We start from the raw sequence: 23,857 nt of genomic DNA, 5'->3' as shown, positions 1-23,857 counted from the left end.
ACTGGCTCTCGCCAGGCTACAGCGCCGCCGGTGTTGGCGAGTTTGGCCCCCGCTGTCCCGCGCGGCGCCGACGAGCCTTCGATCCGTGTCCAATGACAAGCGGATACGCACCGGGCATGCCGGAGGTTCAGCCATCCGCATTCATCGGATGCTCGTTCTCGTCGCCGGCGGTCTCGTCGACGTCCGCACTCTCTAGATCGTCCCCCAGACTCGCCAGATACTCGGCACGGACGTCCGTCAGCCGACGATCTGTGCCCCCGACGCCCCAGAACCACCATCCGTTAACGGCTCCCTTACCCGAATACGCGACACCGGCTGCGGCCGAGGGCGTGTCGTACGCTGTGTCGCCGATGTAGAGCCGTCCGTCCTTCGAGACCACGGCGGTCATTCCAGCGTGGGCCTGCTGCCGGGGGACCAACTCCGTTCCAGTCGTCAACCAGCCAGCATCCACGAGCTGTGCGATGTCGACGCTTGCCCGTGTAACCGGTGGCGGGGGTGCGACCTCCATCCCGACGTGGCCGAGCGGCGCCGGCCACACTTTGAGGATCTGCTCGATCATCTGCTTCGTGCGCGTCGCGATCACCCGCTCGTCCCATGTGCGGTTAACTGCGAGCGCCAGCGCTTGTTTCGTGATGAGAACGTCATCCGATGCGATGAAGTGGGCTCGCTTCTGCTCCCATGCGCCGTTGGATACCCGGCTGTTGAGGGCCTGAGTCACGATCGTCAGATTGCCGAGCTGCTGAACGCGCAGGTCCCGGTCGCGCTCTTCCTCCTCGCTGAGGTCGGCTGCCCAGTGGGCTCGCCACTTCTGCGGCATAAGGTGCTCGATCGTCGCCTTATTGCGCACGATCGGTCCCATGGCAAGCGGGTTCGCGCCGGGGTACCCACGCTTCGCGTCCTCAAGTGCCTCCAAGACCATTCGTACTCGACTGCGCCGATACTGGCCGTACACATTGGCATCAGTGAGTGCCCTTCGCACCTCGTCATCGCCCGGCCAATATCCGACTGCGGTGTGGTTCGAAACGAGAAAGCTCTCCACGGCACCAGCGAGGTCGGTTTTGGATCGACGGCTGATCGAACGCAGCATCTCGACGAGGAACCTGTTGGATCCTTGCGAGGGAGCCTTGACGAGCGCGCGACGCACGAACCAGCTTTCGAGGAGGTCCAGTATCCGCGCGCGGTCAGCAACCGAAACGTCAGCCTGTTCCGGCTCATCCAGCCAGATCAGGAGTGGACGGCTGACCTCCGAATCGAGTGTTCCGACGCGATAGCTGAACAGCTGCGCTCGATCGAGCGGGCCATTGGGGTTCTCGGAACCCTCGATGATCGCGCGGTACCTGTCGGCGGCTTCCTTGATTCGGGGGAGAAGCGCTGCGACGTCCTTCTCGACCGTGTTGACGTAATGCTTGAACTGAGTGAACACCTCGCGAATTGGGAAGTCCGTCAGCGTTCGGGCGATGAGCCACTGCCAGAGGAAGAGAGAAGCCCGCGGGTTCTTGATGCGACCCGAGGTAACCTCGGTCTCCCACCAAGGCGTCTCAAAGTCGGCCCAGTAGGCGAGGTAATCCCTTTCAGCCGCGGCAGCATCGACCTGCTGGAAGATGAAGTTCTTGATGAGGTCGGCGGCAGATAAGGGTGTGCCGCGGGCGTTGAGGGTCTCGAAGATCGCTTGAGCATCCTCATTGACATCTAGGCGGATGCTCGCAATCTCCAGCCGGCCGGTGACGGCGCCGACCAGAAGCGATGCTCGCTGTTCGGCTTCATCCTCACCGAGCCATCCGTCGATCGCCTCAGAGAAATAATGGTGCGCATCCCGCAGACGTGATCCTGGAAGCGTGCCATAAGAGATCGGCGCCGGCGCGGACATCACAGCGCTGAAGGAGGCCCGGTCGCGATTGGTCGGCCAGAGCTTGAAGCGGTCCTCTTCCGCCTTTCGGAAGCTCTTCGGATTCTCCACGAGCGGAAGCACCTGGTCTGCATAATCGCCGAGTCCACGCCGTTCCAGTTGCGCATGGAGAGCATCAAGGAGCAGTTGGAGCGTGGTCAGGCGCTGCTGACCATCGATGACGTTCCACGACGGCAAAGCACCGAGCCGAGACGGAACCTGCTGAATCACGATGGCGCCAAGAAAATGGGTCGCATCCTGGTTGTGGCCCTCAATGACGTCGATCAGGCGAACGATGTCCTCCCAGAGTGGCTCCCACTGCTCCTGCTGCGACCACACGTACGGGCGCTGAAACAACGGAACCGTCAAGCGTGTTGGGTTGTAGAACACGTCCTGCGGCTTCACGACCTCGGTCTTCACTCGATGGGCTCCTTTGCAAGTGATGCGATGGTCAGGCGAAGCGTCAGGGCGAAGCGTCAGGCCCAAGCAGGCACTCGGTCAGACTACCGACGGGGGCGACGTTTGAGGTTTATGCCAGGGACGTACCGGAACCTCGCCAGCATGGGAGGCCTTCCTTCGACATCTGGCACGACCAGCGATCGGGCACGGCGCAGTGCTCGCCGTCGAACGGCTGCTAAGCGGAGCGCGCCAGCGCGGAGTCTGCAAGGAGTGAGCGGCGAGAACGGAGACGCGCACGACCGCTACACTCTCGGCGTCGGAGGGAGGCACCCCTCCACCTCAACGCCAGTTGACGACGTCTTCCGCCATCTATCCACATCTGTCATCGGCCGCGTTGACGGCGCCCGACCGTTGTCCGACACTGGGCCGATACTGACCGTCGAGCCGGCATGAGCGGAGGTCGAGATGGGCAGCATCACCCCGTACGAATCGGCGAAGGGCCGCCGCTACCGGGTGCGCTATCGCAAGCCTGATCGCACCGAGGCGGAGAAGCGCGGCTTCACGACGATGCGCGAAGCGAAGCTCTACCTCTCCACGGTCACGGTGTCGAAGTCGAAGGGCGAGTACATCGACCCGTCCGCGTCGCGCGTTCCCGTCAGCATGTTCGCCGACAGCTGGCTGCGATCCAAGCAGCCGCCGATGTCGAAGCCCTCGTACTACATGACGCTCGAGCAGGCGTGGAAGAACCACGTCGCCCCGATGTGGGCCGACAGGGAGATCTCTTCGATCCGGCGCTCTGAAGTTCAGGATTGGGTGTCAGACCTCGCGACGCGCAAGTCGCGCACGGTCGTGATTCGCTCACTCGGAATACTCGCGGGCATCCTCGATGTCGCGATCGACGATCGTCGTCTCGCGAGCAACCCGGCCCGCCACGTGCGCAACCTGCCTCGGAACGGGCCGGGCAAGCGCCGCGTCTACCTCACGCACGAGCAGGTGGCGACGCTGGCGGCGTGCTCGGCGCATCCGACGCTCGTCCTGACGCTGGCGTACTGCGGCTTGCGATGGGGCGAGGCCACGGGCCTGCGCGTGCGCAGCGTGAACCGTCTGCGCCGACGTTTCGTCATCGAGGAGAACGCGGTGATGATCGCCTACGAGATCCATGTCGGCACTCCCAAGACGCACGAGAGGCGCTCCGTCCCGTATCCCGAGCGTCTCGCTCCGATGATCGAGCAGGCGTGCGCCGGCAAGGGCTCCGAAGGGCTGCTGTTCGGTGACGGCGTCAATCACATGCGCAACTCGGGGGAGAAGGGCTGGTTCGCGAACGCCGTTCGGCGTGCCCAGGAGTTCGATCCGTCGATCCCGCGGGTCACTCCACACGACCTCCGTCACACGGCAGCCTCGCTCGCGATCAGCTCCGGCGCGAACGTGAAGGCCGTGCAGCGGATGCTCGGCCACGCCTCGGCGGCGATGACGCTGGACACCTACGCCGATCTCTTCGACGACGATTTGGATGCTGTCGCGACGCGACTGAACGACCAGATGCCGCTGGTGGCGCTGCCGTCGGGGCCGCAGACCCGCTACGCCCGACCGCAGTGAACCTCGAGAGCAGAATGCTCAGTTTTTCGACGAGGCACTGGCCGCCCGAAACGCTCGATTTCGACGCTCTGGGACGCCGGATGAAGGTCGTTGGAGCCGGTCGTCGCTGCACGCAGGGGCCGAAAATGCGGGCAAAAAGCGGGCAAAAACGGAAAACTAGTTAGCCTGGCAGCGAGAAAGACCAGGTCAGGAGCGAATAAAGATTGTGCCCCTGGAGGGACTCGAACCCCCAACCCTCTCCTTAGGACGGAGCTGCTCTTCCATTGAGCTACAGAGGCCGGTCGCCCCAGTCTACCGAGGCCGGGGGAGTGCTCTCGAGGAAACGACGACGCCCCCGGGGATCCCGGGGGCGTCGTCGGAAAGCCGTGGTCAGGCCTGTGAGGTGACGGCGAACTGCACGCCGCCCTCGCCGTCGGGCTGCGCGTCCAGGACGCGATCATCCAGCACCAGCGCGGCGTCGCTGTCGAGGAAGACGCGGGCGCCCTCGTTCTCGACGACCGCGTCGGCGGGCTCGGGACCCGGCACGACGGTGAGCTGGAACTGGGAGTCCGGCGTACCGGCCCCCTCGATGCGAACCCCGCCGTCGGCGACGTCGGGGAACTGCGAGGTGATGGTCTTGACGGCCGTGGTCGCCTGCTCGGTGAGCGTGAGCATGGATGCTCCTTCCGTTGCGGACTCGAAGTCAGCCACGATGCCGAGAATGCGTGCGCACCTCAAGCCGAGGAGGCCATTGCCAGGGGATTCCCAAGCTGGCCGCGTCCGTCGCGTCAGTGGGCCGCTTCGTACGCCTCGAGCACGGATGCGGGGATGCGGCCGCGCTCGGAGACCGTGTGCCCGTTCTGCTTGGCCCACGTGCGAATGGCGGTGTAATCCTGCTGCCCGGCGCGCCGCCGCGTCCGTCCGCCGCCGCCGCCGGCTCCCGATCGCGAGGCCCCCGACCGGGACGACACCGACCGAGCGGCCGCGACGTACGGCGCCAACGCATCGCGCAGACCTGCGGCGTTCTCCTCGGTCAGGTCGATCTCGTAGGCAACGCCGTCGAGGGAGAACAGGACGGTCTCGCCCTCCCCGACCTCCAGGACGCTGCCGTCCAGGTCGTCGACGAGCTGATGCACAATTCTGCGGGCCATGGTGACACCTTAGTGATGGAGGGGCACGAGGGTTAGGGCAGTATCCCGATTCGGCGCGCGCGTGCTACGGCGGCGTGGCGGGTGGATGCGTCGAGCTTGCTCATGGCCGCCGCCAGGTAGGACTTGACGGTGGTCTCCTTGAGGTCGAGCTGGTGCGCGATCTCAGAATTGGTGGCGCCCAGGGCGGCGCACGCGAGCACATCCAGCTCGCGCGGCGACAGGCGCACCTCCGGGCCTCCTCCCGCCCCCTCACCGGCGCCGGTCAGTGCCGCCAGACGCCGTTCGACCTGTTCCAGACGGACGCGCAGGCTCTCGTCCTCGATGGCGGCGGCGACGCTGCGCAGTTCGGCGTAGCTCTCGCGGACCTCCTCCTGCGCGGCCGGCGACAGTGCGGCGTCGGGCCGGCCGCTCGGCAGCATCGCGATGCGGCGATCGACCTCGTCGCGCACGCGCAGCTCGGTGGCCAGCTCGCGTGCGACCCGGAAAGCCGGCTCGGCGACCACGTCACCCACCGGCGCCTGCGTCCACGACCCGCAGTAGAGAACCCCTCGCGTGGTGCCGGTGACGACGATGGGAACGGCGAACAGGGTGGAGATGCCCTCGCCGAGGATGGCGCGGTCGTAGTCGTGCGTGATGGTCCGCGACGTGCGGTAGTCCAGGGCGAGGCGAGGGCGCTTCTCGGCGAAGGCGCGCCCGCCCAGTCCGCGGTTCTCCTGCACGACGAGTCCTTCGATGCTGCGGGTGCGCGCACCGTGGATGGCGGTCACGTGAATGGCGCCGTCGCGTTCGAGACCCCCGAACGCGACGGGAAAACGTGTGCGGCGAGCCAATTCGCCGACGGCGTGCGAGACCAGCTCAGCCTGCTCGTTCGGCACCGTTGCTGCTCCCACGAACTACCTACTTCTGGGGGTGACGGCGTCGTCGCCGCCTTCGTAGCGTCGACCATATCACCGGGTGCCGCTGTGGCGCCCTTGTTCTACCCGCAACCTGGAGCGTGGGTGCTCCGGGCCATGAGGCAAGGAGGCCACATGTCGGATCCGCGTACCGATGCCGCCCCGGGCGGCATCGACTACATCGCGGTCGAGGAGTCACCGCCGTTCCGGGAATTGAAGCGACGCCACCGCAGCTTCGTCTTCCCGCTGGCGATCGCGTTCCTCGTCTGGTACTTCGCATACGTCCTGCTGTCCTCGTTCGCGAGGGACTTCATGGCCGAACGCGTGTGGGGGGACGTGACCGTCGGCCTGCTGTTCGGGCTCGGCCAGTTCGTGACGACGTTCGCCATCACGATGACCTACGTGTGGTACGCCAACCGCAAGCTCGACCCCTTGACCGAAGACCTGCGCGAACAGCTCGAGCGCGCTGAAGGAGGACAGTCGTGAACGAAGTCTTCGGGGCCGTGCACGCCGCCGTGCAGACGGCGGAGAACAACCCCATCTTGAACATCTCCATCTTCGGCGCCTTCGTCGCTGTGACGCTGTTCATCGTCATCCGGGCCAGCCGCAACAACAAGACCGCCGCCGACTACTACGCCGCCGGCCGCTCCTTCACCGGCCCGCAGAACGGGTTCGCGATCTCGGGCGACTACCTCTCCGCCGCATCCTTCCTCGGCATCTGCGGCGCAATCGCCATCAACGGCTACGACGGATTCCTGTACTCCATCGGATTCCTCGTGGCATGGCTGGTCGCGCTGCTGCTGGTGGCCGAGCTCATGCGCAACACCGGCAAGTTCACGATGGCCGACGTGCTGTCGTTCCGGCTGAAGCAGCGCCCGGTGCGGATGGCTGCGGCCATCACGACGCTCGCGGTGTGCTTCTTCTACCTCCTGGCGCAGATGGCCGGCGCCGGCGGTCTCGTCTCGCTTCTGCTCGGGATCAACGAGGCGGTGGGGCAGTCGATCGTCGTCGCGGTGGTGGGTCTGCTCATGATCGTCTACGTCCTCGTCGGCGGCATGAAGGGCACCACGTGGGTGCAGATCGTCAAGGCGTTCCTCCTCATCGGCGGCGCCCTCGTGATGACGATCTGGGTGCTCGCGATCAACGGCTTCAACCTCAACACGCTGCTCGAAAGCGCCGTGGCCGCCTCGCCCCAGGGTGATGCCATCCTCGGCCCGGGGCTGCAGTACGGCGCCAACCCGTGGGACTTCGTGTCCCTCGCCCTGGCCCTCGTCCTCGGCACGGCGGGCCTGCCCCACGTGCTGATGCGCTTCTACACCGTGCCCACGGCGAAGGAAGCGCGTCGCTCGGTGGTGTGGGCGATCTGGCTGATCGGGCTGTTCTACCTGCTGACCCTCGTCCTCGGATACGGGGCGGGCGCGCTGGTGACCCCGGAGGTCATCGCCGCAGCACCGGGCGGAGTGAACTCGGCGGCGCCGCTGCTCGCGCTGGAACTGGGCGGGCCGATCCTGCTCGGATTCATCTCCGCCGTGGCCTTCGCGACGATCCTCGCGGTGGTCGCGGGGCTCACGATCACGGCGGCGGCGTCGTTCGCACACGACATCTACGCCAACGTCGTGAAGAAGGGCGACGTCCCGCCCGACGGCGAGGTGAAGGTCGCCCGCCGCACGGTCGTGGTCATCGGTGTGCTCGCGATCCTCGGCGGCATCGGCGTGCAGGGACAGAACGTCGCGTTCCTCGTGGCGCTCGCGTTCGCCGTCGCCGCGTCGGCCAACCTCCCGACGATCCTGTACTCGCTGTTCTGGCGCCGCTTCACCACACGCGGCGCGGTGTGGAGCATGTACGGGGGACTGGCGGCCGCGATCATCCTGATCGTCCTGTCGCCGGTGTTCTGGGGCACGCCCACGAGCGTCTTCAAGGACACGGGCGTCGCGATCTGGCCGTTCAACAACCCGGGCATCGTCTCCATCCCGGTCGGGTTCTTCCTCGGCTGGCTGGGCACGATCACCTCTCGCAAGGGCAGTGAGGATCCGCGCAAGGCCGCGGAGATGGAGGTGCGCTCGCTCACCGGCTTCGGAGCCGAGAAGGCGACCTCGCACTGACGCTGCTCCGCACCACCGAGGCCCCGGGACATCGTCCCGGGGCCTCGGTCGGTGTCGGGCGGCCTACGCGCCCGACTCCTGCTCCCTCCGGAGGAGGTACTGCTTCACCTCGGGATGTCCGCCGTACTGCCCGAGCGAACCGTCCGAGCGCACGACCCGATGCACCGGGACGACGATGGAGAACGGGCTGGTGGCACACGCCGTCCCGACCGCCCGCGCGGCTCGCGGATGCCCCGCCATGGCCGCCACCTCCCCGTAGGCCGCGGTCTCGCCGTACGGGATCTCGCACACGGCCTGCAGAGCGGCCCGGGAGAACCCCCGCGTGAGGCTCCAGTCCAACGCCAGGTCGAACTGCTTCCGTGTTCCGTCGAAGTACTCATCCAGCTGCTGCGCCGTCTCGGCGCCGGCGGACGGATCGTCCTCGGGCACGACGCCGAGCACGCGGACGAGGCCTTCCCGTGCCGCTTCTCCGTCGTCGTGGAGGACGCGGAGGGACAGGAGGTGGTCGTCGGCGACGGTGAGGAGAACGTCGCCGACCGGAGTGGAGTGCACCGCGCTGGCGTATCGGGTCATGGCTCCATCCTGACCCTGCCGGTACGACGAGCGGGGGACCGTTCGCCCCCTGTGGAGGAGCACGCGTCGAAGGGGGCCTGGGGAGGAAGCGCCGATGGGGCGGCGTGTCCCGCGAATCCCGCGAAACCCGCGCGGGATGACGGCCGAAACCGCTGCTCGCGCATACTGTGGCTCGTGTGTGGCGAGGAGAAGGCAGCGCCGTGGTCGGCGAGCAGGACATGGCCGCCGCATCCGTGAACCCGGGAGACCTGGGTGTCGCGGAGCCGGGGGTCAACGTCCGTCACGTCGCCGACCCCGAACGCGATCGTCTGCGGGCCGAAGCGGCCACCCTGGGCGGCCGCTCGACCCTGCTGCGCTTCGACGACGCCACCGACGCGGGCATCGACATCACCAAGGCCCACCCCGGCAGCCTCCCGCAGTTCATCACCGGCCGCTCCACGCTCCTGTCGAACCTGTTCCGGGATGAGGTGGCCCTGCGCTCGGCGCGGCTGGCCGCCGAGCGGATCACCGCCAAGAACGTCGAGCTGCGCACGGCGCGCGGCATCGAAGCCGTGCATCTGGCCGTCGGTGTGGCCGAGTGGAAGATCGGGGGAGTGACGTGGTCCGCCCCCGTCCTCCTGCGTCCCCTCGCGATCCGCCGCCACCACGGCGACTTCGAGCTCAAGCTGCACGGCACCTTCTTCGTCAACCCGGAGCTCGCGCGGGCCTTCCGCGGGCATTTTGGGATCCCGCTGGACAGCACCGCGCTGGCGGGCCTGGCGTATGACCAGGGCGTGTTCAAGCCGCAGCCGGTCATCGACCACCTCCGTGCGCTGACGCGGCACATCCCCACGTTCGTCGTGCACCCGCGGTTGGTGATCTCCTCCTTCGCCGATGTCGGCTCCGGCATGGCGCGCGACGCCGCCGACCTCGACCACCCCGTGCTCAACGCGCTCGCCGGCCACCCCGACGACCGCGCGCGTGTGTCGGTGCGACGCGCCGACCCCGTCGTCACCAGCCCCGACGAGCGCACCCCCGCCTCGGACACCCTCCTGCTGGATGCGGATGCCGAGCAGGAGGCGGTCCTCGCCCGCATCGCCGCCGGCCACTCGCTCGCCGTGCACACCCTGCCCGGCACCGGTGGAACCCAGACCGTGATCAACGCCGTGGGCCAGCTCGTCCAATCCGGCAAGCGCGTGCTCGTCGTCAGCGCCCGCCGCTCGACGCTCGAGGGGATTCGTCACAGGCTCTCGGGCATCGGGCTGCCCGGTCTCGCCGTCTCGCCCACGCACCTGCGGCGCGACCTCATCCGTGCGATCGGCCGCAACGAGAAGGCCGAGCAGCCCAAGGTCGCCGAGATCGACGACGCGCTCGTGCGCCTGCGCACCGTCCTGCGCGACTACCGCTCGGCCGTCACGGCGGAGCATCCCTCGCTCGGGATCTCGGTGCTGGAGACTCTGCGCGCCCTGACCAAGCTCGCGGCTCTCGCCCCCGCGCCGTCGACGAGCGCGCGGTTCGACCTGGCCACGCTGGAGCGCCTCGCCAACCGTCGCGCCGAGGCATCCGACGCCCTGGCCGCCGCTGCGCGCCTGGGGGAGTTCCGCTTCGGGCCGGATGACTCGCCCTGGTACGGCGTGTCGTTCACGCGCACGGAGGACGCCCGCGCCGCGCACGCGCTCGCCGGCAAGCTGCACCGCCGCGAGGTGTCGGGTCTGCTCGAGCGGGGATACGAGCTCATCGCGCAGACGCGCATGCGCCCCTTCCACACCATCGCCGAACTCGGTGAATACCTGCGGCTCCTGCAGGGCATCCGCGATTCGCTCGACCGCTTCAGCCCGACGGTGTTCGAGCGCCCGCTGCTCGAGCTCATCCAGGCGCACGCCCCGCGCCGGGACGCGCCCAACATGAGCGGACCCAACCGCCGCCGCCTCAAGCGCCTCTCGCGCGAGTACGTCCGTCCCGGCGTGCACGTGCCCGACATGTACGAGGCGCTCGTGCGCATCCAGCAGCAGCGCACCGAGTGGCAGCGCGTGGTCGAGGCCGGCGTCACGCCCGAGGTGCCCCTGGGGCTCGCCGACGTGCACGTGTCGTGGCAACGGGTGGACGCCGAACTCGCCGAACTCGACGCGATCCTCGGCCGCGAAGGCTCCGAGCGCCTCGCCTCCATCCCCGTGCAGCGCCTCGTGCGGATCCTCGCGGGGCTCGCCGCCGAGTCGGAGTTCTTCGACAACCTCGTCGAGCGGGCGAAGCTGCGCTCCAAGCTCGCCGCCCTCGGACTCGAACAGCTCCTGGTGGAGCTGTCGGTGCGGCACGTTCCCGAGGAGCGCGTGGGCCAGGAGCTCGAATTCGCGTGGTGGCAGTCGGCGCTGGAGCACTTCCTGCGCACCGACCGTGCCCTCCTCGGCGCCAACACGACCGTCGTCGACCGGCTGGAGCGCGACTTCCGGCTCGTGGACGAGGCCCACGCCGCCGCATCCGGCCCGCTCCTCGCCGCGCACCTCGCGCAGCAGTGGCGCATCGGCATCGTCGACCACGCCGCCGAAGCCGCGGCGCTGAAAGACGCGCTCAAGCGCGGCCTCAGCACGCCCCGCGAGCTGTCGGTGGCCGCTCCCACGCTGCTGAACACCCTCGCGCCGGTGTGGCTGGCCTCGCCGTACGAGGTGCCGGACATCCCCGACGAGCGGCCCTTCGACGTCGTCATCATCGCGGATGCCGCGGCCCTGTGCCTGGCCGAGGCCGTCCCCGCCATCCGCCGGTCACGGCAGATCGTGGTCTTCGGCGACCCGGTCACCCAGAAGCCCACCGCCTTCCGCGTCGGTGCCACCCTCTCCGTCGCCGACGACGAGGAGCCCGTCGCCTTCGACGAGGTCTCGATCTTCGAGCGTCTCGCCGAACTGCTGCCCGTGGCCACCCTCACCCGCAGCTACCGCGCGGGTGGGGAAGACCTCGCCGAGCTCGTCAACGACGCGTTCTACGGCGGCGAGATCGTGTCGCTGCCGTGGGCGGGGTCGTACCTCGGCCGCGGGAGCCTCAGCGTGGACTACGTCGAGGGCGGTACCGGTGCCCCCGACCCGATCACCGGAGCCGTCGAGAGCCCCGACGCCGAGGTCGCGCGCGTGGTGACCCTCGTGGTGGAGCACGCCGTCAACCGCGGCGCGGAGTCGCTCATGGTCGTCACCGCCAGCGCGCGGCACGCCGAGCGCGTGCGCGCCGCCGTCGAGGCCGCCTTCGCCGGCCGCTCCGATGTCGCCGACTTCGTCTCCCGCGACACGGCGGAACCGTTCGCGGTGCTGACGCTGGAGGAGTCGGTCGCCGAGAGCCGCGACCGGGTGATCTTCTCCCTCGGATTCGGCCTCACCAAGCACGGCCGCGTGCTCAGCGACTTCGGCGACCTGTCCACCCCCGACGGTGAGCGCCTGCTCACGGTGGGGATGACGCGGGCGCGCCGCTCGATGGTCATCGTGTCCTCCATCCGTCCGTCCGCCTTCGACGACGGACGGCTCGAGCACGGCGCCGCCACCCTCATGAGCATCCTCGGCGGGCTCGCCGCGCGCGGACGGGAGGCACGACTGGAAGACCTCGCCGATCCGCTCACCCTCGCCCTGGCCCGCGAGCTCCGCCGCCTTGGGCTGGCCGTCGACGTGGACTACCGCGGCCTGCTGCCGCTGGTCGCCCAGCACGGCGGGAAGGCCGTCGTGGCCGAAAGTGATCCGGAGACGGCCGCCGACTCGCTGCGGGAGACGCTGCGCCTGCGCCCGCAGACCCTGCGGCGCCTGGGATGGCACTACGTGCGCGTGCACGCATTCGACCTGTACAGCGACCCCGCCTCGGTCGCGGCCCGGATCGCGGCTCTCCTGGGGGTGCAGCCCGACGGTCCGACCGCCGACACGGTGACCCAGCCCCTCGATGTCGTCGACTGACCGCCAGCGGATCGTGCGCGTCCCCGGCGCTCGCCGGGCTCAGCTCACGCCCGCGCCGGGTACCAGCGCGGAGCCGACGCCCTCCGACGAGTCGCCCGAGGAGGAGGCCGCGTCATCCGCGGCATCCGCCGGAGACACGCCCGGACCCAACGACGAGCGTCTGCGCCGCGACGTCCCGCCGCACTACTGAGGGCCGCTCAGGCCGGTGCGCCGGTCAGGTGCGGGCAGCGGGACCGGACTTCTCCAGGAGGTCGCGGATCTGCACGAGCAGCTCCTGCTCGGTGGGCAGCTGCGGCTCATCGGCTGCTTCGCTGACACCGGCGCGGGCCGCGGCGCGCTCCTTGATGCGGTTCATCGGGTACACGAACACGAAGTAGACCACGGCGGCAACGGCGAAGAAGCTGATGACGGCGCTCAGGAGCGTACCGAGGGGGAACGTGACCTCCTGGCCGTAGATGCCGGTCAGGGTCGGGCCGAACTGGCCGGACTCATCCGCCTGGTAGAACAGCGCCACGAGGGGGTTGATGATCGAGGTGACCACCGCGTTGACGATGGCGGTGAACGCACCGCCGATGACGACCGCGACGGCCAGGTCGATGACGTTCCCGCGGAGGATGAACTCCTTGAAGCCCTTGATCATGTGCTGGTCCTCGGTTTCCTGTGGGGGATTACGAGCCCGACGACGCCGGAGCCGACGAACTGCTCGAGGTCGATGATGCCGAAGCCGCCGGCGAGGCGCTACTGGTCCCGGTTGCCGAACCACCCGAAGCCGACGCATCCGCAGCCTTCTTGCCGGTGGTCTTGCCGTCACCTGCGCGCGAGTCGGTGCGGTAGAAACCCGAGCCGTTGAAGGTGACGCCGATCGAGCCGTACTCCTTGCGCAGCGTGCCGCCGCACTCCGGGCACACGGTCAGGGTCGGCTCGGAGAAGGACTGCACGGCGTCGAAACGGTGAGCGCACTGCTTGCAGGCATACGCGTAGGTGGGCATGGGAGCTCCTCGGGTGGATCAGCGGGGCGCTGAGGTGGAAAACGTGACGGTGCGCGTCGGGGTGACGATGCCGGTGACGGGTTGATCGTGGACGTCGCGGGGGACCTCGTCGACGAACTCGGAGTCGAAGACCACCGCGTACACGGGCGGGCATTTCTCCATCGACCCGAGGGTCTTGTCGAAGTAGCCGCGGCCCCAGCCCAGGCGCATGCCGGTGCGGTCGACGGCGGCTGCCGGCACCAGCAGCAGGTCGACGTCGTTCACCGCGATGGGTCCCAGGACCTCGCCCACGGGTTCGGGGGATCCCGTCAGGCCCGCGGTCACATCGCCGCCGGCGACGGCCACGGCCCAGTCCAGCAGGCCGTCGGCGCGCGTGATGGGCAGCAGCACGCGGATGCCGCGCCCCACGGCCGCGTCGATGAATTCCCGCGTGCCGGGCTCGCTGGGCGTGGACAGGAAGCAGGAGATCGAGTGCGCGTCCAGCTGTTCGAGGAGTTCGTCCAGCTGCCGGCGCAGTCCGTGGGCGGCCTGCGCACGCGCGGATTCCGACTGCATCTGCCGCCGTTCGCGCAGATCGGCGCGCAGCGCACGCTTGGCGTGATCGATGCGGTCCGACATGGATCCGATTCTAGGCCGGTCAGGCGCGGCATCCGCCGTAGCCGGCCCGTCACACGAGGTTCACACGGCTCGGGCTAACCTGTGTTCATGTCGCATAAGCCCTTCAAGGCCGTCATCCCGGCCGCAGGACTCGGTACCCGCTTCCTTCCCGCCACCAAGGCGATGCCCAAGGAAATGCTCCCGGTTGTGGACAAGCCGGCCATCCAGTACGTCGTCGAAGAGGCGGTGGAGGCCGGCATCGACGACGTCCTCATCATCGTCGGGCGGAACAAGAACAACATCGCCAACCACTTCGACTCGGTGCCCGAGCTCGAAGACAAGCTGCGCGCCAAGGGCGACGCGGAGAAGCTGCAGAAGGTCGAGTACTCCTCCGACCTCGCCAACGTGCACATGGTGCGTCAGGGCGAGCCGAAGGGACTCGGTCACGCCGTGCTCCGTTCGCAGGCGCACGTCGGCGACCACCCGTTCGCGGTTCTCCTGGGCGACGACCTGATCGACGAGCGCGACGAGCTGCTCACCAAAATGCTCGCCGAGTACGACCTGCGCGGGGCCACGATCATCGCGCTGATGGAGGTCGACCCCGCGCAGATCCACATGTACGGTGTCGCCGCCGTGGAGCCCACCGACGAGGACGACGTCGTCAAGGTGACGCAGCTGGTCGAGAAGCCCAAGGCCGAGGACGCGCCCTCCAACCTCGCCATCATCGGGCGGTACGTCCTGGGGCCCGACGTGTTCGAGATCCTCGAGCGCACCGAACCGGGCAAGGGCGGAGAGATCCAGCTGACCGATGCCCTGCAGGAGCTCGCGTCCGGCGCCGGGGACGGCGGCGGCGTGTACGGCGTGATCTTCCGCGGCCGCCGGTACGACACCGGGGATAGGGTGGACTACATCAAGGCCATCGTGCAGCTCGCCGCCGACCGCGAGGACCTCGGGCCCGCCCTGCGCCCGTGGTTCAAGGAGTTCGCGGCGACGCTCTGACGTCGTCGTCGAGGGGGTGGCATGGATCTGTCTGTTCCGCGTCGCCACGGGCCGATCTCGATCCGTCTCGTGCGCGCCCGCGACGCGCGTGTGCTGCAGAACGAGCTGCTCTCCAACCGGCCGTGGCTGAAGCAGTGGGAGGCGACCAGCCCCGACGGCCCGGTCTCCTTCGACATGCGCCTGGGCGTGCGCAGGCTCCTACAACAGCACCGTGACGGCGTGGGCGTGCCCTTCGTCATGGAGTACGACGGCGAGGTCGCCGGACAGCTCAACGTGTGGGGGATCTCGCGCGGTTCCCTCGCGTCCGCGACGATCGGCTACTGGGTGAGCGAGCGGTTCGCCGGGCGCGGGATCACCCCGGTGTCGGTGGCCATGGCGACCGACCTGTGCTTCGACGAACTGCGCCTTCACCGCATGGAGATCTGCATCCGTCCGGAGAACGCGGCGAGCCTGCGCGTCGTGCAGAAGCTCGGCTTCCGCTACGAGGGGCTGCGGCGTCGCTACATCCACATCAACGGCGACTGGCGCGACCACTACGCGTTCGCGCTCGTGCGCGAGGAAGTGCCCGAGGGGGTGCTGGCCCGGTGGGTTCAAGGCCGCGTCCCGCCGGATGCGGCGACCGTGCCGCCGTCGGACCGCTTACCGGCCTGATTGACGTTTTCGCTGCGCGACACGCGCACAGGCTGGTATGCGTCCGGCCGCGCGTCGCATACCGTTAGCGGCATGGGTGGCCAGGTACTGGGAGGCGGCGTGATCGTCGCCGTCGCCGTCGTGCTCTGGCTCGTCTACCTGCTGCCCTCGTGGGCCAGTCGCTACCAGTACACCTCTGCGGAGCGGAACGCGGTGCGCCTGAACCAGGCGCTGCGCGTGCTGGCCGAGACCAGCGAGACTCCCCAGGAGGTGCGGCTCGAGCTGAACGCCCGGACGGCGCTCGCCCAGCAGCGCCTCGCCCGCCGCGTCCAGGCCGAGCAGGAGCAGACCGAGCTCGTCGTCGCCCGCGCCCGCCTGGAAGCGGCGAAGGAGGAGAGCGCCGCCGAGCGTGAGCTCGCCCGCGCCCGCCGCGCGGAGGCGATCGAGGCCGCCCGCGCCGAGCGTGCCGCCGCCCGCAGCCGTCCGGCATTCCGCCGTGCCCGCGCTCGCCGCCGTATGCGCCTGGCCGCCACCGCACTCGGTGTCGCGGGCCTGGCGGCCACCGGAGCCGGCGTGTGGGTGTTCCTGTCCGCCGCATCCGCCGCTCTGCTGTGGGCCGGGGGCGCGACCACGCTGCTGTCCGTCGTCGCGTTGCACCGCATGTCGCGTGTGGCCGCCCGCGCCGTCGTCCGCGAGGTGCCTGCCGTCGTCGCGGAGCGCGTCGCCACCCCGATGCCCGATCTCGCCGTGGGGCGCCCGCGCGCGGCCGCGTGGACGCCGCGCGAGCTGCCGCGCCCGCTCGTGTCGTCCGCGGGCTCTCGTGCGGCCGCCGTGCTGGACGAGCACGACGCGCGCGCGGCCCTGCGTGCCGCAGCCCGCGAAGAGGCGCTGCGCGACCTCGCGGCGCAGAACCAGCCGCCTTCGATCGACGAGGCCCGCACCGCGCGCGCCTCGGAGTTCAGCCGCATGGGGTACGTGGACGACGCCGAGATCGAAGACCACGTGCGCCGGCTGCTCGCGCGCCGCGCCGTCGGCGCCTGAGCCCGCCCCGCCTCCTCCTCCGCGCAGCCTCCGCGTCGAGCCTTCCGCGTCCCGTTCCCAGCGTCGCGCCCTCCGCGTCCCGGTCCCACGTTCGCGCCATAAACGTGCATCCGCTGCGTTTTGATGTGGCGCGGTTACGCCGAAGTGGCGCGAAAGCGGGGCAGCGGAGGGCGTATGAGGGGGAGGCGACGGCGCGGGAGCACCCCCGTGGCGTGGTAATGTAGCGGAGGTTCAGGGGCCTGTGGCGCAGTTGGTAGCGCGCTTCGTTCGCAATGAAGAGGTCAGGGGTTCGAATCCCCTCAGGTCCACCAAATGAAAGAGCGCCCGGCGATCCGCCGGGCGCTCTTTCGTCTTCTGCGGACGGTGAGGTGGAGTCAGAGGGCCGCGCCGAGGCGGGCGGAGAACTCGACGAGGCGGTGGGAGAACGCCCACTCGTTGTCGTACCAGCCGAAGACCTTCACCTGCGAGCCGATCGCCTGCGTCAGCGGTGCGTCGAAGATCGTGGAGAACGGGTTGCCCACGATGTCCGCCGACACCAGCGGTGCCTCCGAGTACTGCAGATAGCGCTGCAGCGGACCGGATGCGGCCGCCTCCCGGAAGGCCGCGTTCACCTCGTCCACCCCCGCGCTGGTCCGCAGGACGGCGGTGAGGTCGGTGATCGAGCCGACCGGGACCGGGACGCGCAGTGCGGCACCGGTGAGCCGGCCGTCCAGCTCCGGGATGATCTTGCCGATCGTCTTGGCCGCGCCCGAAGAGGTCGGAATGGTCGACACCGCCGCCGCGCGTGCACGGCGCAGGTCGGAATGCGGTGCATCCTGTAGCCGCTGGTCTCCGGTGTACGCGTGGACCGTCGTCATGAGGCCCGACTCGATGCCGAACGCGTCGTGGAGCACCTTCGCCAACGGCGCCACCGAGTTCGTGGTGCACGATCCGTTGGAGAAGACGTCGTGGGCGTCGGGGTCGAGCGCGTCGTCGTTGACCCCCAGCACGTACGTGGGCACATCGCCCTTCGCGGGGGCGGAGATGATGACCTTCCGGGCGCCGCCGGCGAGATGGGCGGATGCGGCGCTGCCGTCGGTGTACCGGCCAGTGGACTCGATCACGATGTCGGCGCCGACGTCGCCCCAGCGGATCGCGGACGGATCGGGCTGGGCGGATACGGTGATGCGCCTTCCTCCCAGCGTGATGGCGTCGCCGTCGACCCCGACGCCGTCGAGGTGCCCGGAGAGGGAATCCCATTCGAGCAGGCTCGCCAGCGTGCGGGCGTCGGTGAGGTCGTTGACGGCCACCACCTCCACGTCCGCGTCGCTTGCCAGGGCGGCGCGCAGGTAGGTGCGTCCGGTGCGCCCGAATCCGTTGATGCCGATACGTACTGTCATGATCGTCACTTCTTCCTGTCGTGGGTGGATGTCGTCGGGTGGGGTGCTGCGGCGTGCAGGAGGTCGAGCGCGCCGGCGCACGCCTCTTCGAACGGGCGGGGGTCCTGATGCGCGATGGCCAGGACGTAGCCGCCCTGAAGGACGGCCATGAGGGTGTGCGCCAGGCGCACGGGGTCGACCTCGGCGGGCAACCGACCCGCGTCGACGGCCTCACGCAACACGGTCGTCCAGGTCTCGTGCGCGTCCTGGAAGGCACGCGTGACCGGGGCGAGGAGCGCGGGGTCTTCGCGGACCTGGCGGTCCTGTGTCATCCGGCCCACCCGGCATCCCTTGAGCGCGTCGCGCGGATGCAGCAGGTACGCCTCGATGCGGGCCATCGGGTCGTCGGGCCCGGCGAGCCCGGATTCGGCGGGCCGCAGCTGGGCGATGTTCCGTTCCAGCGCGGCGACGGCGAGGTCGCGCTTGGTGGGGAAGTGGTGGTACATGCTGCCCTGGCCCACGCCGGAACGCTCTCGCACATCGCGCGGACTCGTGTCGGCGTAGCCGCGTTCCCACAGCAGATCCGCCATCGTCTCGACCAGCAGTTCGCGCGAGTTCATGCCGCGAGGCTACACCTACCAGTAGGTACAACGGCGGGATGGGGTGAGAACGAGCGACGGCATGGCCGCGAGCTCACAACGTGCGCGCGAACGGGTCCCAGTCCGCTTCGAGCGGGGCAGGGGCGGTCACGGTGGTGTGCACGCCGAGGGCGGTGCCGGCGGTCGCCGCCTCGATCGTGGCCTGCATGACGTCGACCACGTGCAGGGCGAGCCGCCCGGATGCGCGCTCGGGGCGCCCGGCGCGGATGGCGCGGGCCAGCTCCACCACGCCCATGCCGCGTCCGGCGGAGGCGCCTTCGGCCGGGACGGTGTCGGTGGCGTCCTCGCGCACGATCGTGAGGTCGCCCTCGAACATGTTGGGGTCGGGGATGGCGAGGGTCACATCCGAGGACGACAGCTCGAACAAGGTGCGGCCCTGCCGCGTGTCGAAGCTGAAGATGCTCGAGGCCGTCGCGCCGCCGGCGAACTCGTACAGCGCCGAGACGTGCGTGGGCACGGTGACGGCGAAGCGCTCGCCGGCTCGCGGGCCCGATCCGATGATGCGCTCCTGCCGTGCCGTGGTGGCCACCGCCTGCACGCGGGAGATCGGCCCGAAGAACTGGACGAGCGCGGTCAGGTAGTAGGGCCCGATGTCGAACAGCGGGCCGGCTCCCGCCTGGAAGAGGAAATCGGGGTTCGGATGCCACGACTCCGGGCCGGGCGACTGCATCAGGGTGAGCGCGCTGTGCACGTCGCCCAGCTCGCCGGCGCGCATGCGTCGCAGGGCCGACTGGATGCCCGCGCCCAGGAACGTGTCGGGAGCGCTGGCCACGCGCAGCCCGGCGGCCTCGCCGGCGGCGACGACCTCCTCAGCGGCTGTGCGGTTCAGGGCGAGGGGCTTCTCCGTCCACACGTGACGCCCCGCGGCCAGGACGCGCTCGGCGACCTCGACGTGCGCGGCGGGGATCGTGAGGTTCACGACGATCTCGATGTCATCGTCGGCCAGGAGCTCGTCCACGGTGCCGGCGGCCGGGACACCGTACTGCTGCGCCTTCGCCGCGGCCCGCGCGACGTCCAGGTCGGCCACGGCGCGCACCTGGACGTCGGGGAAGCGCGTCAGGTTGCCCAGGTACTGGTCGCTGATGACGCCCGCGCCGATCACGCCGACGCCGACAGGTCCCGTGCGGCCGGTCACCGGGCCGACTCCGCGTCGGATTCGAGTGTGCGCAGATACTGCAGGCTCTCGGCCAGGGCGTCCAGCGGCGGCATGCGCGATTCGTCCAGCTCGAGAACCCGCAGGGCGTTCGGCGCGGCGGCGAGGATGTCGCGGATCGGCACCGATCCCTGGCCGAGAGGGGTCTGATCCGCGACGTCCCCGGGCACGGGGCCGTCCTTGACGTGGATCGCGACGACGCGCTCGCCGAGCCGCTGCAGGAGACCTGCCGGGTCGACTCCGCCCACGAGCGCCCAGTAGGTGTCGACCTCGAGGACCACGCGCTCGTCGAGGATGCCGGCGAAGAACTCCAACGCCGGTACGCCGTCGATGGTGGACGCCAGCTCGTGCGCATGGTTGTGGTAGCCGACGCGCAGCCCGCGATCGGCGGCCTCGCCCGCGGCGGCGTCCAGACGCGCCGCGATCTCGCGGACATCGTCCGCCGACTGCCAGCGCTCCGGCGGGATGAAGGGGTCGATCACGGTGCGCACGCCGATCTTCTCGGCGGCGTCGAACACGCGCGCCCGGCCCGCGGCATCGGCGTCGACAAAGCCGGCATGCGTCGTGGGCGCGGACAGCCCGAGACGCTTCAGCTCGGGGCCGAGGCGGTCCACCATGTCGGGGAGACCGAACGGCTCCACCAGGGTGAATCCCAGTGCGGCGAGGGCATCGAGCGTGCCGGGCAGGTCAGAGGCGAGGGCCTCGCGAACGGTGTACAGCTGGACCGAGGGGGCGGACGTCGACATCATGACTCCTTCGTCGTCGGGCATGCCCAGCCTGGCACACTTCCGTCGCCCGTCAAGCAGAAGTTTTGACCGTCCCGCACAGAAGAGGGCTGTGCTTTACTCAAAAGGGTGACGGGTGATCTGACGAGGCGTACCCGGGCAGCCGGGCCGGGCCCCGGTGACGTGCTGGAGGCGCTGCTGGACGGCCTCCCGCGCACGCGGGCCGAGATCGGCGCGCTCACGGGCCTGTCGCGCTCGACGGTCGCGGCCCGCGTTGACGCTCTCGTCGCGGCCGGCCTCGTCGTGGCTGCGGCGCCCGCCGGATCGTCGGGCGGGCGTCCCGCCACCCGCGTCGCCTTCAACCCGCGCGCCCGCGTGGTGCTCGGGATCGATCTCGGCGCCACGCATGCCACGGTGGCCGTCTGCGACCTCGCGGAGGAGATCCTCGCCGCCCGCACCGTGCCGCTGGAGATCGCCGGCGGCCCCGCCGCGGTCCTCGGCACCGTGGTCGACATGGCGGTGGCCCTCCTCGCCGAGCTGTCGCTGACCGTGAGCGACGTCGCCGCTGTGGGCGTGGGTCTTCCCGGGCCCGTCGACCACGCTCTGGGCCGTCCGCAGCATCCGCCCATCATGCCGGGCTGGCACGACGTCGACGTCCCGGCGCTGATCGCTGAGCGCATCCCGGCCGTCGTGCTCGTGGACAACGACGTCAACGTCCTCGCCCTCGGTGAGCACGCCGCATCCTGGCCCGACGTCGACGACCTCGTCTACGTCAAGATCTCCACCGGAGTGGGAGCCGGGATCATCGCCGGCGGACTGCTCCAGCACGGCGCACGCGGATCGGCCGGAGACCTCGGCCACGTCATCGTGCCCTGGTCGCCGGGCGACGTGCGCCCCGCCGGGGAGCGCCGCGAGCTCGAGGACGTCGCCAGTGGCGCCGCCCTCGCCGCCGCCTTGCGCGAGGCGGGGACGCCCGCGCGCTCGGCGCGTGACGTGGTCGCCCTCGTGCTCGCCGGCGACCGTGCCGCAATCGACGCCGTGCGTCAGGCGGGGCGCGAACTGGGGACGGTGCTCGCCACGGTCGTGACGCTGCTGGGGCCGTCCGTCATCGTGATCGGGGGCACCATCGCGCGTGCCGGCGAGCACCTCGTCGCCGGTGTGCGCGAAGTCGTCTACGGCAGCTCCACCCCGCTGGCCTCGCGCAACCTCCAGATCGTCCCCGCCCGCGCCGACGAGAACGCCGGGGCGCGCGGGGCGGCGATCCTCGCGTCCCGCGCGGTGCTCGCCCCCGACAGCATCCATCGCCTCATCCATCCGACCGTCCCCCGAGGAGAATCCGCATGACACCCACATCCTCCGCCTCCACTCCACTGCGCGTCGGTGTCGTCGGCCTCGGCTGGGCCGGCCAGCAGCACATCGCGGCGTACGCGGCGAATCCGGACGTCGATCTGGTCGCCATCGCGGGGTTGGAGGACGGACCGCGTGCCGAGCTGGCCGAGCAGTTCGGCATCCCCGTCGCCGTCGCCGACTGGCAGGAGCTGTTCTCGAGTACGCCGCTGGATGCCGTGAGCGTCGCTGTCCCGACCTTCCTGCACGCCCCGATCGCGATCGCGGCGCTCCAGCGCGGCATCCACGTACTCTCGGAGAAGCCCATCGCCCGCTCGGCGGCGGAGGCGGCGGAGATGGTCGCGGCCGCCCGGACGTCCGGCCGCGTGCTGCAGGTGGCGTTCAACCACCGGCAGCGCGGCGACGTGCGCGCGCTCGCCGCGGAGGCGGCCTCGGGCGCCCTCGGCCGCATCTACCACGTGCGCGCTTCGTGGCTGCGTCGCTCGGGGATCCCGGCGCTGGGGAGCTGGTTCACCAGCCGTGAGCTGGCCGGTGGCGGTCCGCTCGTGGACATCGGCGTGCACATGATCGACGCCGTCCTCGACCTCATGGGCGAGCCGCGCGTGCTGTCGGCCTCGGCGGTGACGCACGCCGAGTTCGGTCCGCGCGGTCTGGGCGGGCCGGATGCGGCCACCGGCGGCAAGCAGTTCACCGGTTCCGCGTTCGACGTCGAGGATTTCGCGACGGTGCTGCTGCGGCTGGAGGGCGGTGCATCCGTCGCGCTGGACACCAGCTGGGCGTCGTACCGGCCCGAGGGCGACGAGTTCGGCTTCGTCGTGTACGGCACGGAGGGCGGTGCCGAACTGCGGGTCGTGGACTACGCGCCGGCGACCGACGTCCCCCTGTACGCGGGGACGACCGACGCGGTCGCCGACCGCGTGCTGCCCGGCGGCGAGCCCGCGGGACATCAGGGCGTCGTGGACGAGTTCATCCGCACCATCCGGACGCCGGCGCTGTGGGCGGCCAGCGACGGCAGTCAGGCGGCGCGACGCGCGGCGATCATCGACGCGTGCTACCGGTCGGCCGCGGAAGGCCGCGAAGTCGCGGTCGAGGACGTCGAGGCGGAGGTGGCGCGATGATCCGGGTGCTCGTGTGGAACGAGGGCGAGCACGAGCGCGTCGACGCGTCGGTGCAGGCCATCTACCCCGACGGTATGCACACCGTCATCGCCGACGGGCTGCGCGAGCACCTCGGCGATGAGGTGGAGGTGCGCACCGCGACGCTGCGCGACCCCGAGCACGGGCTGTCGGAGGAGGCGCTCGCCGCGACCGACGTGCTGCTGTGGTGGGGGCACATGGCCCACGATGCCGTGGACGACGCCGTCGTCGAGCGCGTGCACCGCCACGTGCTCTCGGGCATGGGGATCCTCGTGCTGCACTCGGCGCACTTCTCGAAGATCTTCATCCGGCTCATGGGCACCACGTGCTCCCTCGCGTGGCGCAACGACGGGGAGCAGGAGCTGGTGTGGACGGTCGCGCCGGGCCACCCGATCGCCGAGGGCATCGAGCAGCCGCTGCGGATCGAGCGGCAGGAGATGTACGGCGAGTTCTTCGACGTGCCGGCCCCTGACGAGCTCGTGTTCGTGTCGTCGTTCTCCGGCGGTGAGGTGTTCCGCTCGGGCATGACGTACCGGCGCGGACGCGGACGGGTCTTCTACTTCTCGCCCGGAGACCAGGAGTATCCCGTCTACCACCACCCGCAGATCCGGCGCGTGCTGGCCAACGGCGTCCGGTGGGCGCATCCGGGCGACTCCATGCGCGTGCTGCCCGCCGTGACCAACCCGCCGCGCACGCACGCGTGAGCGGCGTCACGGCACGAGCACGCCGCGCGCAGGAGGCTCGTG

At 69.9% G+C, this 23,857-nt stretch carries 23 protein-coding genes and 2 tRNA genes; 12 read left to right on the top strand and 13 right to left on the bottom strand.

Features of this window, described 5'->3' with window-relative positions:
- Window positions 1-127 precede the first annotated feature (127 nt).
- Window positions 128-2,305 carry a GmrSD restriction endonuclease domain-containing protein gene (locus E4K62_RS12690; RefSeq protein ID WP_135067976.1) on the bottom strand — a complete coding sequence of 726 codons (2,178 nt, stop codon included), beginning with the start codon at window positions 2,303-2,305 and terminating at the stop codon, window positions 128-130.
- A gap of 444 nt (window positions 2,306-2,749) precedes the next feature.
- On the opposite strand from E4K62_RS12690, the gene E4K62_RS12685 reads away from it, so the two are divergent.
- Window positions 2,750-3,880 (top strand): tyrosine-type recombinase/integrase, encoded by a 1,131-nt coding sequence (locus tag E4K62_RS12685; protein WP_135067974.1) that lies wholly within the window; start codon window positions 2,750-2,752, stop codon window positions 3,878-3,880.
- A 206-nt stretch (window positions 3,881-4,086) separates the two neighbouring features.
- Here the strand turns inward: E4K62_RS12685 and E4K62_RS12680 are convergent.
- From E4K62_RS12680 to E4K62_RS12665, 4 genes are all read right to left on the bottom strand, one after another.
- Window positions 4,087-4,158, bottom strand: a tRNA-Arg gene (locus E4K62_RS12680).
- Window positions 4,159-4,249: 91 nt separating this feature from the next.
- On the bottom strand, window positions 4,250-4,534 hold the full coding sequence (locus E4K62_RS12675) for an iron-sulfur cluster biosynthesis family protein (RefSeq protein ID WP_135067972.1): 285 nt from the start codon (window positions 4,532-4,534) through the stop codon (window positions 4,250-4,252).
- 113 nt (window positions 4,535-4,647) lie between these two features.
- Window positions 4,648-5,010 (bottom strand): histone-like nucleoid-structuring protein Lsr2, encoded by a 363-nt coding sequence (locus E4K62_RS12670; protein ID WP_135067970.1) that lies wholly within the window; start codon window positions 5,008-5,010, stop codon window positions 4,648-4,650.
- 32 nt (window positions 5,011-5,042) lie between these two features.
- Entirely contained in the window at window positions 5,043-5,900 is an 858-nt protein-coding gene (locus E4K62_RS12665; RefSeq protein ID WP_135067968.1) for a helix-turn-helix transcriptional regulator, read from the bottom strand.
- 138 nt (window positions 5,901-6,038) lie between these two features.
- Between E4K62_RS12665 and E4K62_RS12660 the strand changes: the two genes are divergently transcribed.
- Window positions 6,039-6,389, top strand: a complete 351-nt coding sequence (locus E4K62_RS12660; RefSeq protein WP_135067966.1) for a DUF485 domain-containing protein — start codon at window positions 6,039-6,041, stop codon at window positions 6,387-6,389.
- Window positions 6,386-8,005: a solute symporter family protein gene (locus E4K62_RS12655; RefSeq protein ID WP_187270465.1), complete on the top strand. Its 1,620-nt coding sequence runs from the start codon at window positions 6,386-6,388 to the stop codon at window positions 8,003-8,005. Before E4K62_RS12660 ends, E4K62_RS12655 begins: the two co-directional genes overlap by 4 nt.
- A 63-nt stretch (window positions 8,006-8,068) precedes the next feature.
- Here the strand turns inward: E4K62_RS12655 and E4K62_RS12650 are convergent, their stop codons facing one another.
- Window positions 8,069-8,578: a methylated-DNA--[protein]-cysteine S-methyltransferase gene (locus E4K62_RS12650; RefSeq protein WP_135067964.1), complete on the bottom strand. Its 510-nt coding sequence runs from the start codon at window positions 8,576-8,578 to the stop codon at window positions 8,069-8,071.
- Window positions 8,579-8,796: 218 nt separating this feature from the next.
- On the opposite strand from E4K62_RS12650, the gene E4K62_RS12645 reads away from it, so the two are divergent.
- A complete protein-coding gene (locus E4K62_RS12645) occupies window positions 8,797-12,477 on the top strand; it encodes an ATP-binding protein (RefSeq protein WP_135071350.1) in 3,681 nt (1,226 codons plus the stop codon).
- Window positions 12,464-12,667: a hypothetical protein gene (locus E4K62_RS12640; protein ID WP_135067962.1), complete on the top strand. Its 204-nt coding sequence runs from the start codon at window positions 12,464-12,466 to the stop codon at window positions 12,665-12,667. Before E4K62_RS12645 ends, E4K62_RS12640 begins: the two co-directional genes overlap by 14 nt.
- Window positions 12,668-12,691: 24 nt before the next feature.
- Here the strand turns inward: E4K62_RS12640 and mscL are convergent, their stop codons facing one another.
- Genes mscL through E4K62_RS12625 form a run of 3 tightly spaced genes read right to left on the bottom strand, consistent with a single transcriptional unit; the run spans window position 12,692 to window position 14,084 of the window.
- Window positions 12,692-13,117 carry a large conductance mechanosensitive channel protein MscL gene (gene mscL, locus E4K62_RS12635; protein ID WP_135067960.1) on the bottom strand — a complete coding sequence of 142 codons (426 nt, stop codon included), beginning with the start codon at window positions 13,115-13,117 and terminating at the stop codon, window positions 12,692-12,694.
- A 28-nt stretch (window positions 13,118-13,145) separates the two neighbouring features.
- On the bottom strand, window positions 13,146-13,466 hold the full coding sequence (locus E4K62_RS12630) for an FmdB family zinc ribbon protein (protein ID WP_135067958.1): 321 nt from the start codon (window positions 13,464-13,466) through the stop codon (window positions 13,146-13,148).
- Window positions 13,467-13,484: 18 nt separating this feature from the next.
- A complete protein-coding gene (locus E4K62_RS12625; RefSeq protein ID WP_135067956.1) occupies window positions 13,485-14,084 on the bottom strand; it encodes a 5-formyltetrahydrofolate cyclo-ligase in 600 nt (199 codons plus the stop codon).
- An 87-nt stretch (window positions 14,085-14,171) separates the two neighbouring features.
- Here E4K62_RS12625 and galU point away from each other — a divergent pair, with 87 nt between their 5' ends.
- The 4 genes from galU to E4K62_RS12605 all read left to right on the top strand — a co-directional run bounded on the left by galU (window position 14,172) and on the right by E4K62_RS12605 (window position 17,044).
- Entirely contained in the window at window positions 14,172-15,062 is an 891-nt protein-coding gene (gene galU, locus E4K62_RS12620) for a UTP--glucose-1-phosphate uridylyltransferase GalU (RefSeq protein ID WP_135067954.1), read from the top strand.
- Window positions 15,063-15,083: 21 nt separating this feature from the next.
- Window positions 15,084-15,713 (top strand): GNAT family N-acetyltransferase, encoded by a 630-nt coding sequence (locus E4K62_RS12615; RefSeq protein ID WP_135067952.1) that lies wholly within the window; start codon window positions 15,084-15,086, stop codon window positions 15,711-15,713.
- Window positions 15,714-15,785: 72 nt separating this feature from the next.
- Window positions 15,786-16,733 (top strand): large exoprotein, encoded by a 948-nt coding sequence (locus tag E4K62_RS12610; RefSeq protein WP_135067950.1) that lies wholly within the window; start codon window positions 15,786-15,788, stop codon window positions 16,731-16,733.
- 235 nt (window positions 16,734-16,968) lie between these two features.
- Window positions 16,969-17,044, top strand: a tRNA-Ala gene (locus E4K62_RS12605).
- Between the two features lie 63 nt (window positions 17,045-17,107).
- On the opposite strand, the gene gap is transcribed toward E4K62_RS12605, so the two are convergent.
- The 4 genes from gap to E4K62_RS12585 all read right to left on the bottom strand — a co-directional run bounded on the left by gap (window position 17,108) and on the right by E4K62_RS12585 (window position 20,673).
- Window positions 17,108-18,112: a type I glyceraldehyde-3-phosphate dehydrogenase gene (gene gap / locus E4K62_RS12600; RefSeq protein WP_135067948.1), complete on the bottom strand. Its 1,005-nt coding sequence runs from the start codon at window positions 18,110-18,112 to the stop codon at window positions 17,108-17,110.
- Window positions 18,113-18,117: 5 nt separating this feature from the next.
- Window positions 18,118-18,711: a TetR/AcrR family transcriptional regulator gene (locus E4K62_RS12595; RefSeq protein ID WP_135067946.1), complete on the bottom strand. Its 594-nt coding sequence runs from the start codon at window positions 18,709-18,711 to the stop codon at window positions 18,118-18,120.
- A gap of 73 nt (window positions 18,712-18,784) precedes the next feature.
- Window positions 18,785-19,885: a Gfo/Idh/MocA family protein gene (locus E4K62_RS12590; RefSeq protein WP_135067944.1), complete on the bottom strand. Its 1,101-nt coding sequence runs from the start codon at window positions 19,883-19,885 to the stop codon at window positions 18,785-18,787.
- Complete coding sequence (locus E4K62_RS12585; RefSeq protein WP_240742689.1) at window positions 19,882-20,673, bottom strand: sugar phosphate isomerase/epimerase family protein; 792 nt, start codon at window positions 20,671-20,673, stop codon at window positions 19,882-19,884. Before E4K62_RS12585 ends, E4K62_RS12590 begins: the two co-directional genes overlap by 4 nt.
- An 84-nt stretch (window positions 20,674-20,757) precedes the next feature.
- Here E4K62_RS12585 and E4K62_RS12580 point away from each other — a divergent pair, with 84 nt between their 5' ends.
- From E4K62_RS12580 to E4K62_RS12570, 3 genes are read left to right on the top strand one after another with little or no spacing between them, the layout of a single operon-like run.
- Window positions 20,758-21,972: an ROK family protein gene (locus E4K62_RS12580; RefSeq protein WP_240742688.1), complete on the top strand. Its 1,215-nt coding sequence runs from the start codon at window positions 20,758-20,760 to the stop codon at window positions 21,970-21,972.
- Entirely contained in the window at window positions 21,969-23,093 is a 1,125-nt protein-coding gene (locus E4K62_RS12575) for a Gfo/Idh/MocA family protein (RefSeq protein WP_135067942.1), read from the top strand. The genes E4K62_RS12580 and E4K62_RS12575 overlap by 4 nt, the downstream gene beginning before the upstream one ends.
- A complete protein-coding gene (locus E4K62_RS12570; protein WP_135067940.1) occupies window positions 23,090-23,815 on the top strand; it encodes a ThuA domain-containing protein in 726 nt (241 codons plus the stop codon). Before E4K62_RS12575 ends, E4K62_RS12570 begins: the two co-directional genes overlap by 4 nt.
- Window positions 23,816-23,857 lie beyond the last annotated feature (42 nt).

It is taken from the genome of Microbacterium wangchenii (assembly GCF_004564355.1).
In the GTDB taxonomy this organism is placed as follows: domain Bacteria; phylum Actinomycetota; class Actinomycetes; order Actinomycetales; family Microbacteriaceae; genus Microbacterium; species Microbacterium wangchenii.
The sequence above is the reverse complement of the archived record's forward strand: the minus strand, read 5'-3'. Positions and strand labels throughout refer to the sequence as shown.

Coding starts and splice junctions, on each gene's coding strand:
- E4K62_RS12685 (WP_135067974.1), top strand. CDS start 2,750: ATGGGCAGCATCACCCCGTACGAATCGGCGAAGGGCCGCCGCTACCGG.
- E4K62_RS12675 (WP_135067972.1), bottom strand. CDS start 4,534: ATGCTCACGCTCACCGAGCAGGCGACCACGGCCGTCAAGACCATCACC.
- E4K62_RS12670 (WP_135067970.1), bottom strand. CDS start 5,010: ATGGCCCGCAGAATTGTGCATCAGCTCGTCGACGACCTGGACGGCAGC.
- E4K62_RS12660 (WP_135067966.1), top strand. CDS start 6,039: ATGTCGGATCCGCGTACCGATGCCGCCCCGGGCGGCATCGACTACATC.
- E4K62_RS12650 (WP_135067964.1), bottom strand. CDS start 8,578: ATGACCCGATACGCCAGCGCGGTGCACTCCACTCCGGTCGGCGACGTT.
- E4K62_RS12645 (WP_135071350.1), top strand. CDS start 8,797: ATGGCCGCCGCATCCGTGAACCCGGGAGACCTGGGTGTCGCGGAGCCG.
- E4K62_RS12640 (WP_135067962.1), top strand. CDS start 12,464: ATGTCGTCGACTGACCGCCAGCGGATCGTGCGCGTCCCCGGCGCTCGC.
- mscL (WP_135067960.1), bottom strand. CDS start 13,117: ATGATCAAGGGCTTCAAGGAGTTCATCCTCCGCGGGAACGTCATCGAC.
- E4K62_RS12630 (WP_135067958.1), bottom strand. CDS start 13,466: ATGCCCACCTACGCGTATGCCTGCAAGCAGTGCGCTCACCGTTTCGAC.
- E4K62_RS12625 (WP_135067956.1), bottom strand. CDS start 14,084: ATGTCGGACCGCATCGATCACGCCAAGCGTGCGCTGCGCGCCGATCTG.
- galU (WP_135067954.1), top strand. CDS start 14,172: ATGTCGCATAAGCCCTTCAAGGCCGTCATCCCGGCCGCAGGACTCGGT.
- E4K62_RS12615 (WP_135067952.1), top strand. CDS start 15,084: ATGGATCTGTCTGTTCCGCGTCGCCACGGGCCGATCTCGATCCGTCTC.
- E4K62_RS12610 (WP_135067950.1), top strand. CDS start 15,786: ATGGGTGGCCAGGTACTGGGAGGCGGCGTGATCGTCGCCGTCGCCGTC.
- gap (WP_135067948.1), bottom strand. CDS start 18,112: ATGACAGTACGTATCGGCATCAACGGATTCGGGCGCACCGGACGCACC.
- E4K62_RS12595 (WP_135067946.1), bottom strand. CDS start 18,711: ATGAACTCGCGCGAACTGCTGGTCGAGACGATGGCGGATCTGCTGTGG.
- E4K62_RS12585 (WP_240742689.1), bottom strand. CDS start 20,673: ATGCCCGACGACGAAGGAGTCATGATGTCGACGTCCGCCCCCTCGGTC.
- E4K62_RS12575 (WP_135067942.1), top strand. CDS start 21,969: ATGACACCCACATCCTCCGCCTCCACTCCACTGCGCGTCGGTGTCGTC.
- E4K62_RS12570 (WP_135067940.1), top strand. CDS start 23,090: ATGATCCGGGTGCTCGTGTGGAACGAGGGCGAGCACGAGCGCGTCGAC.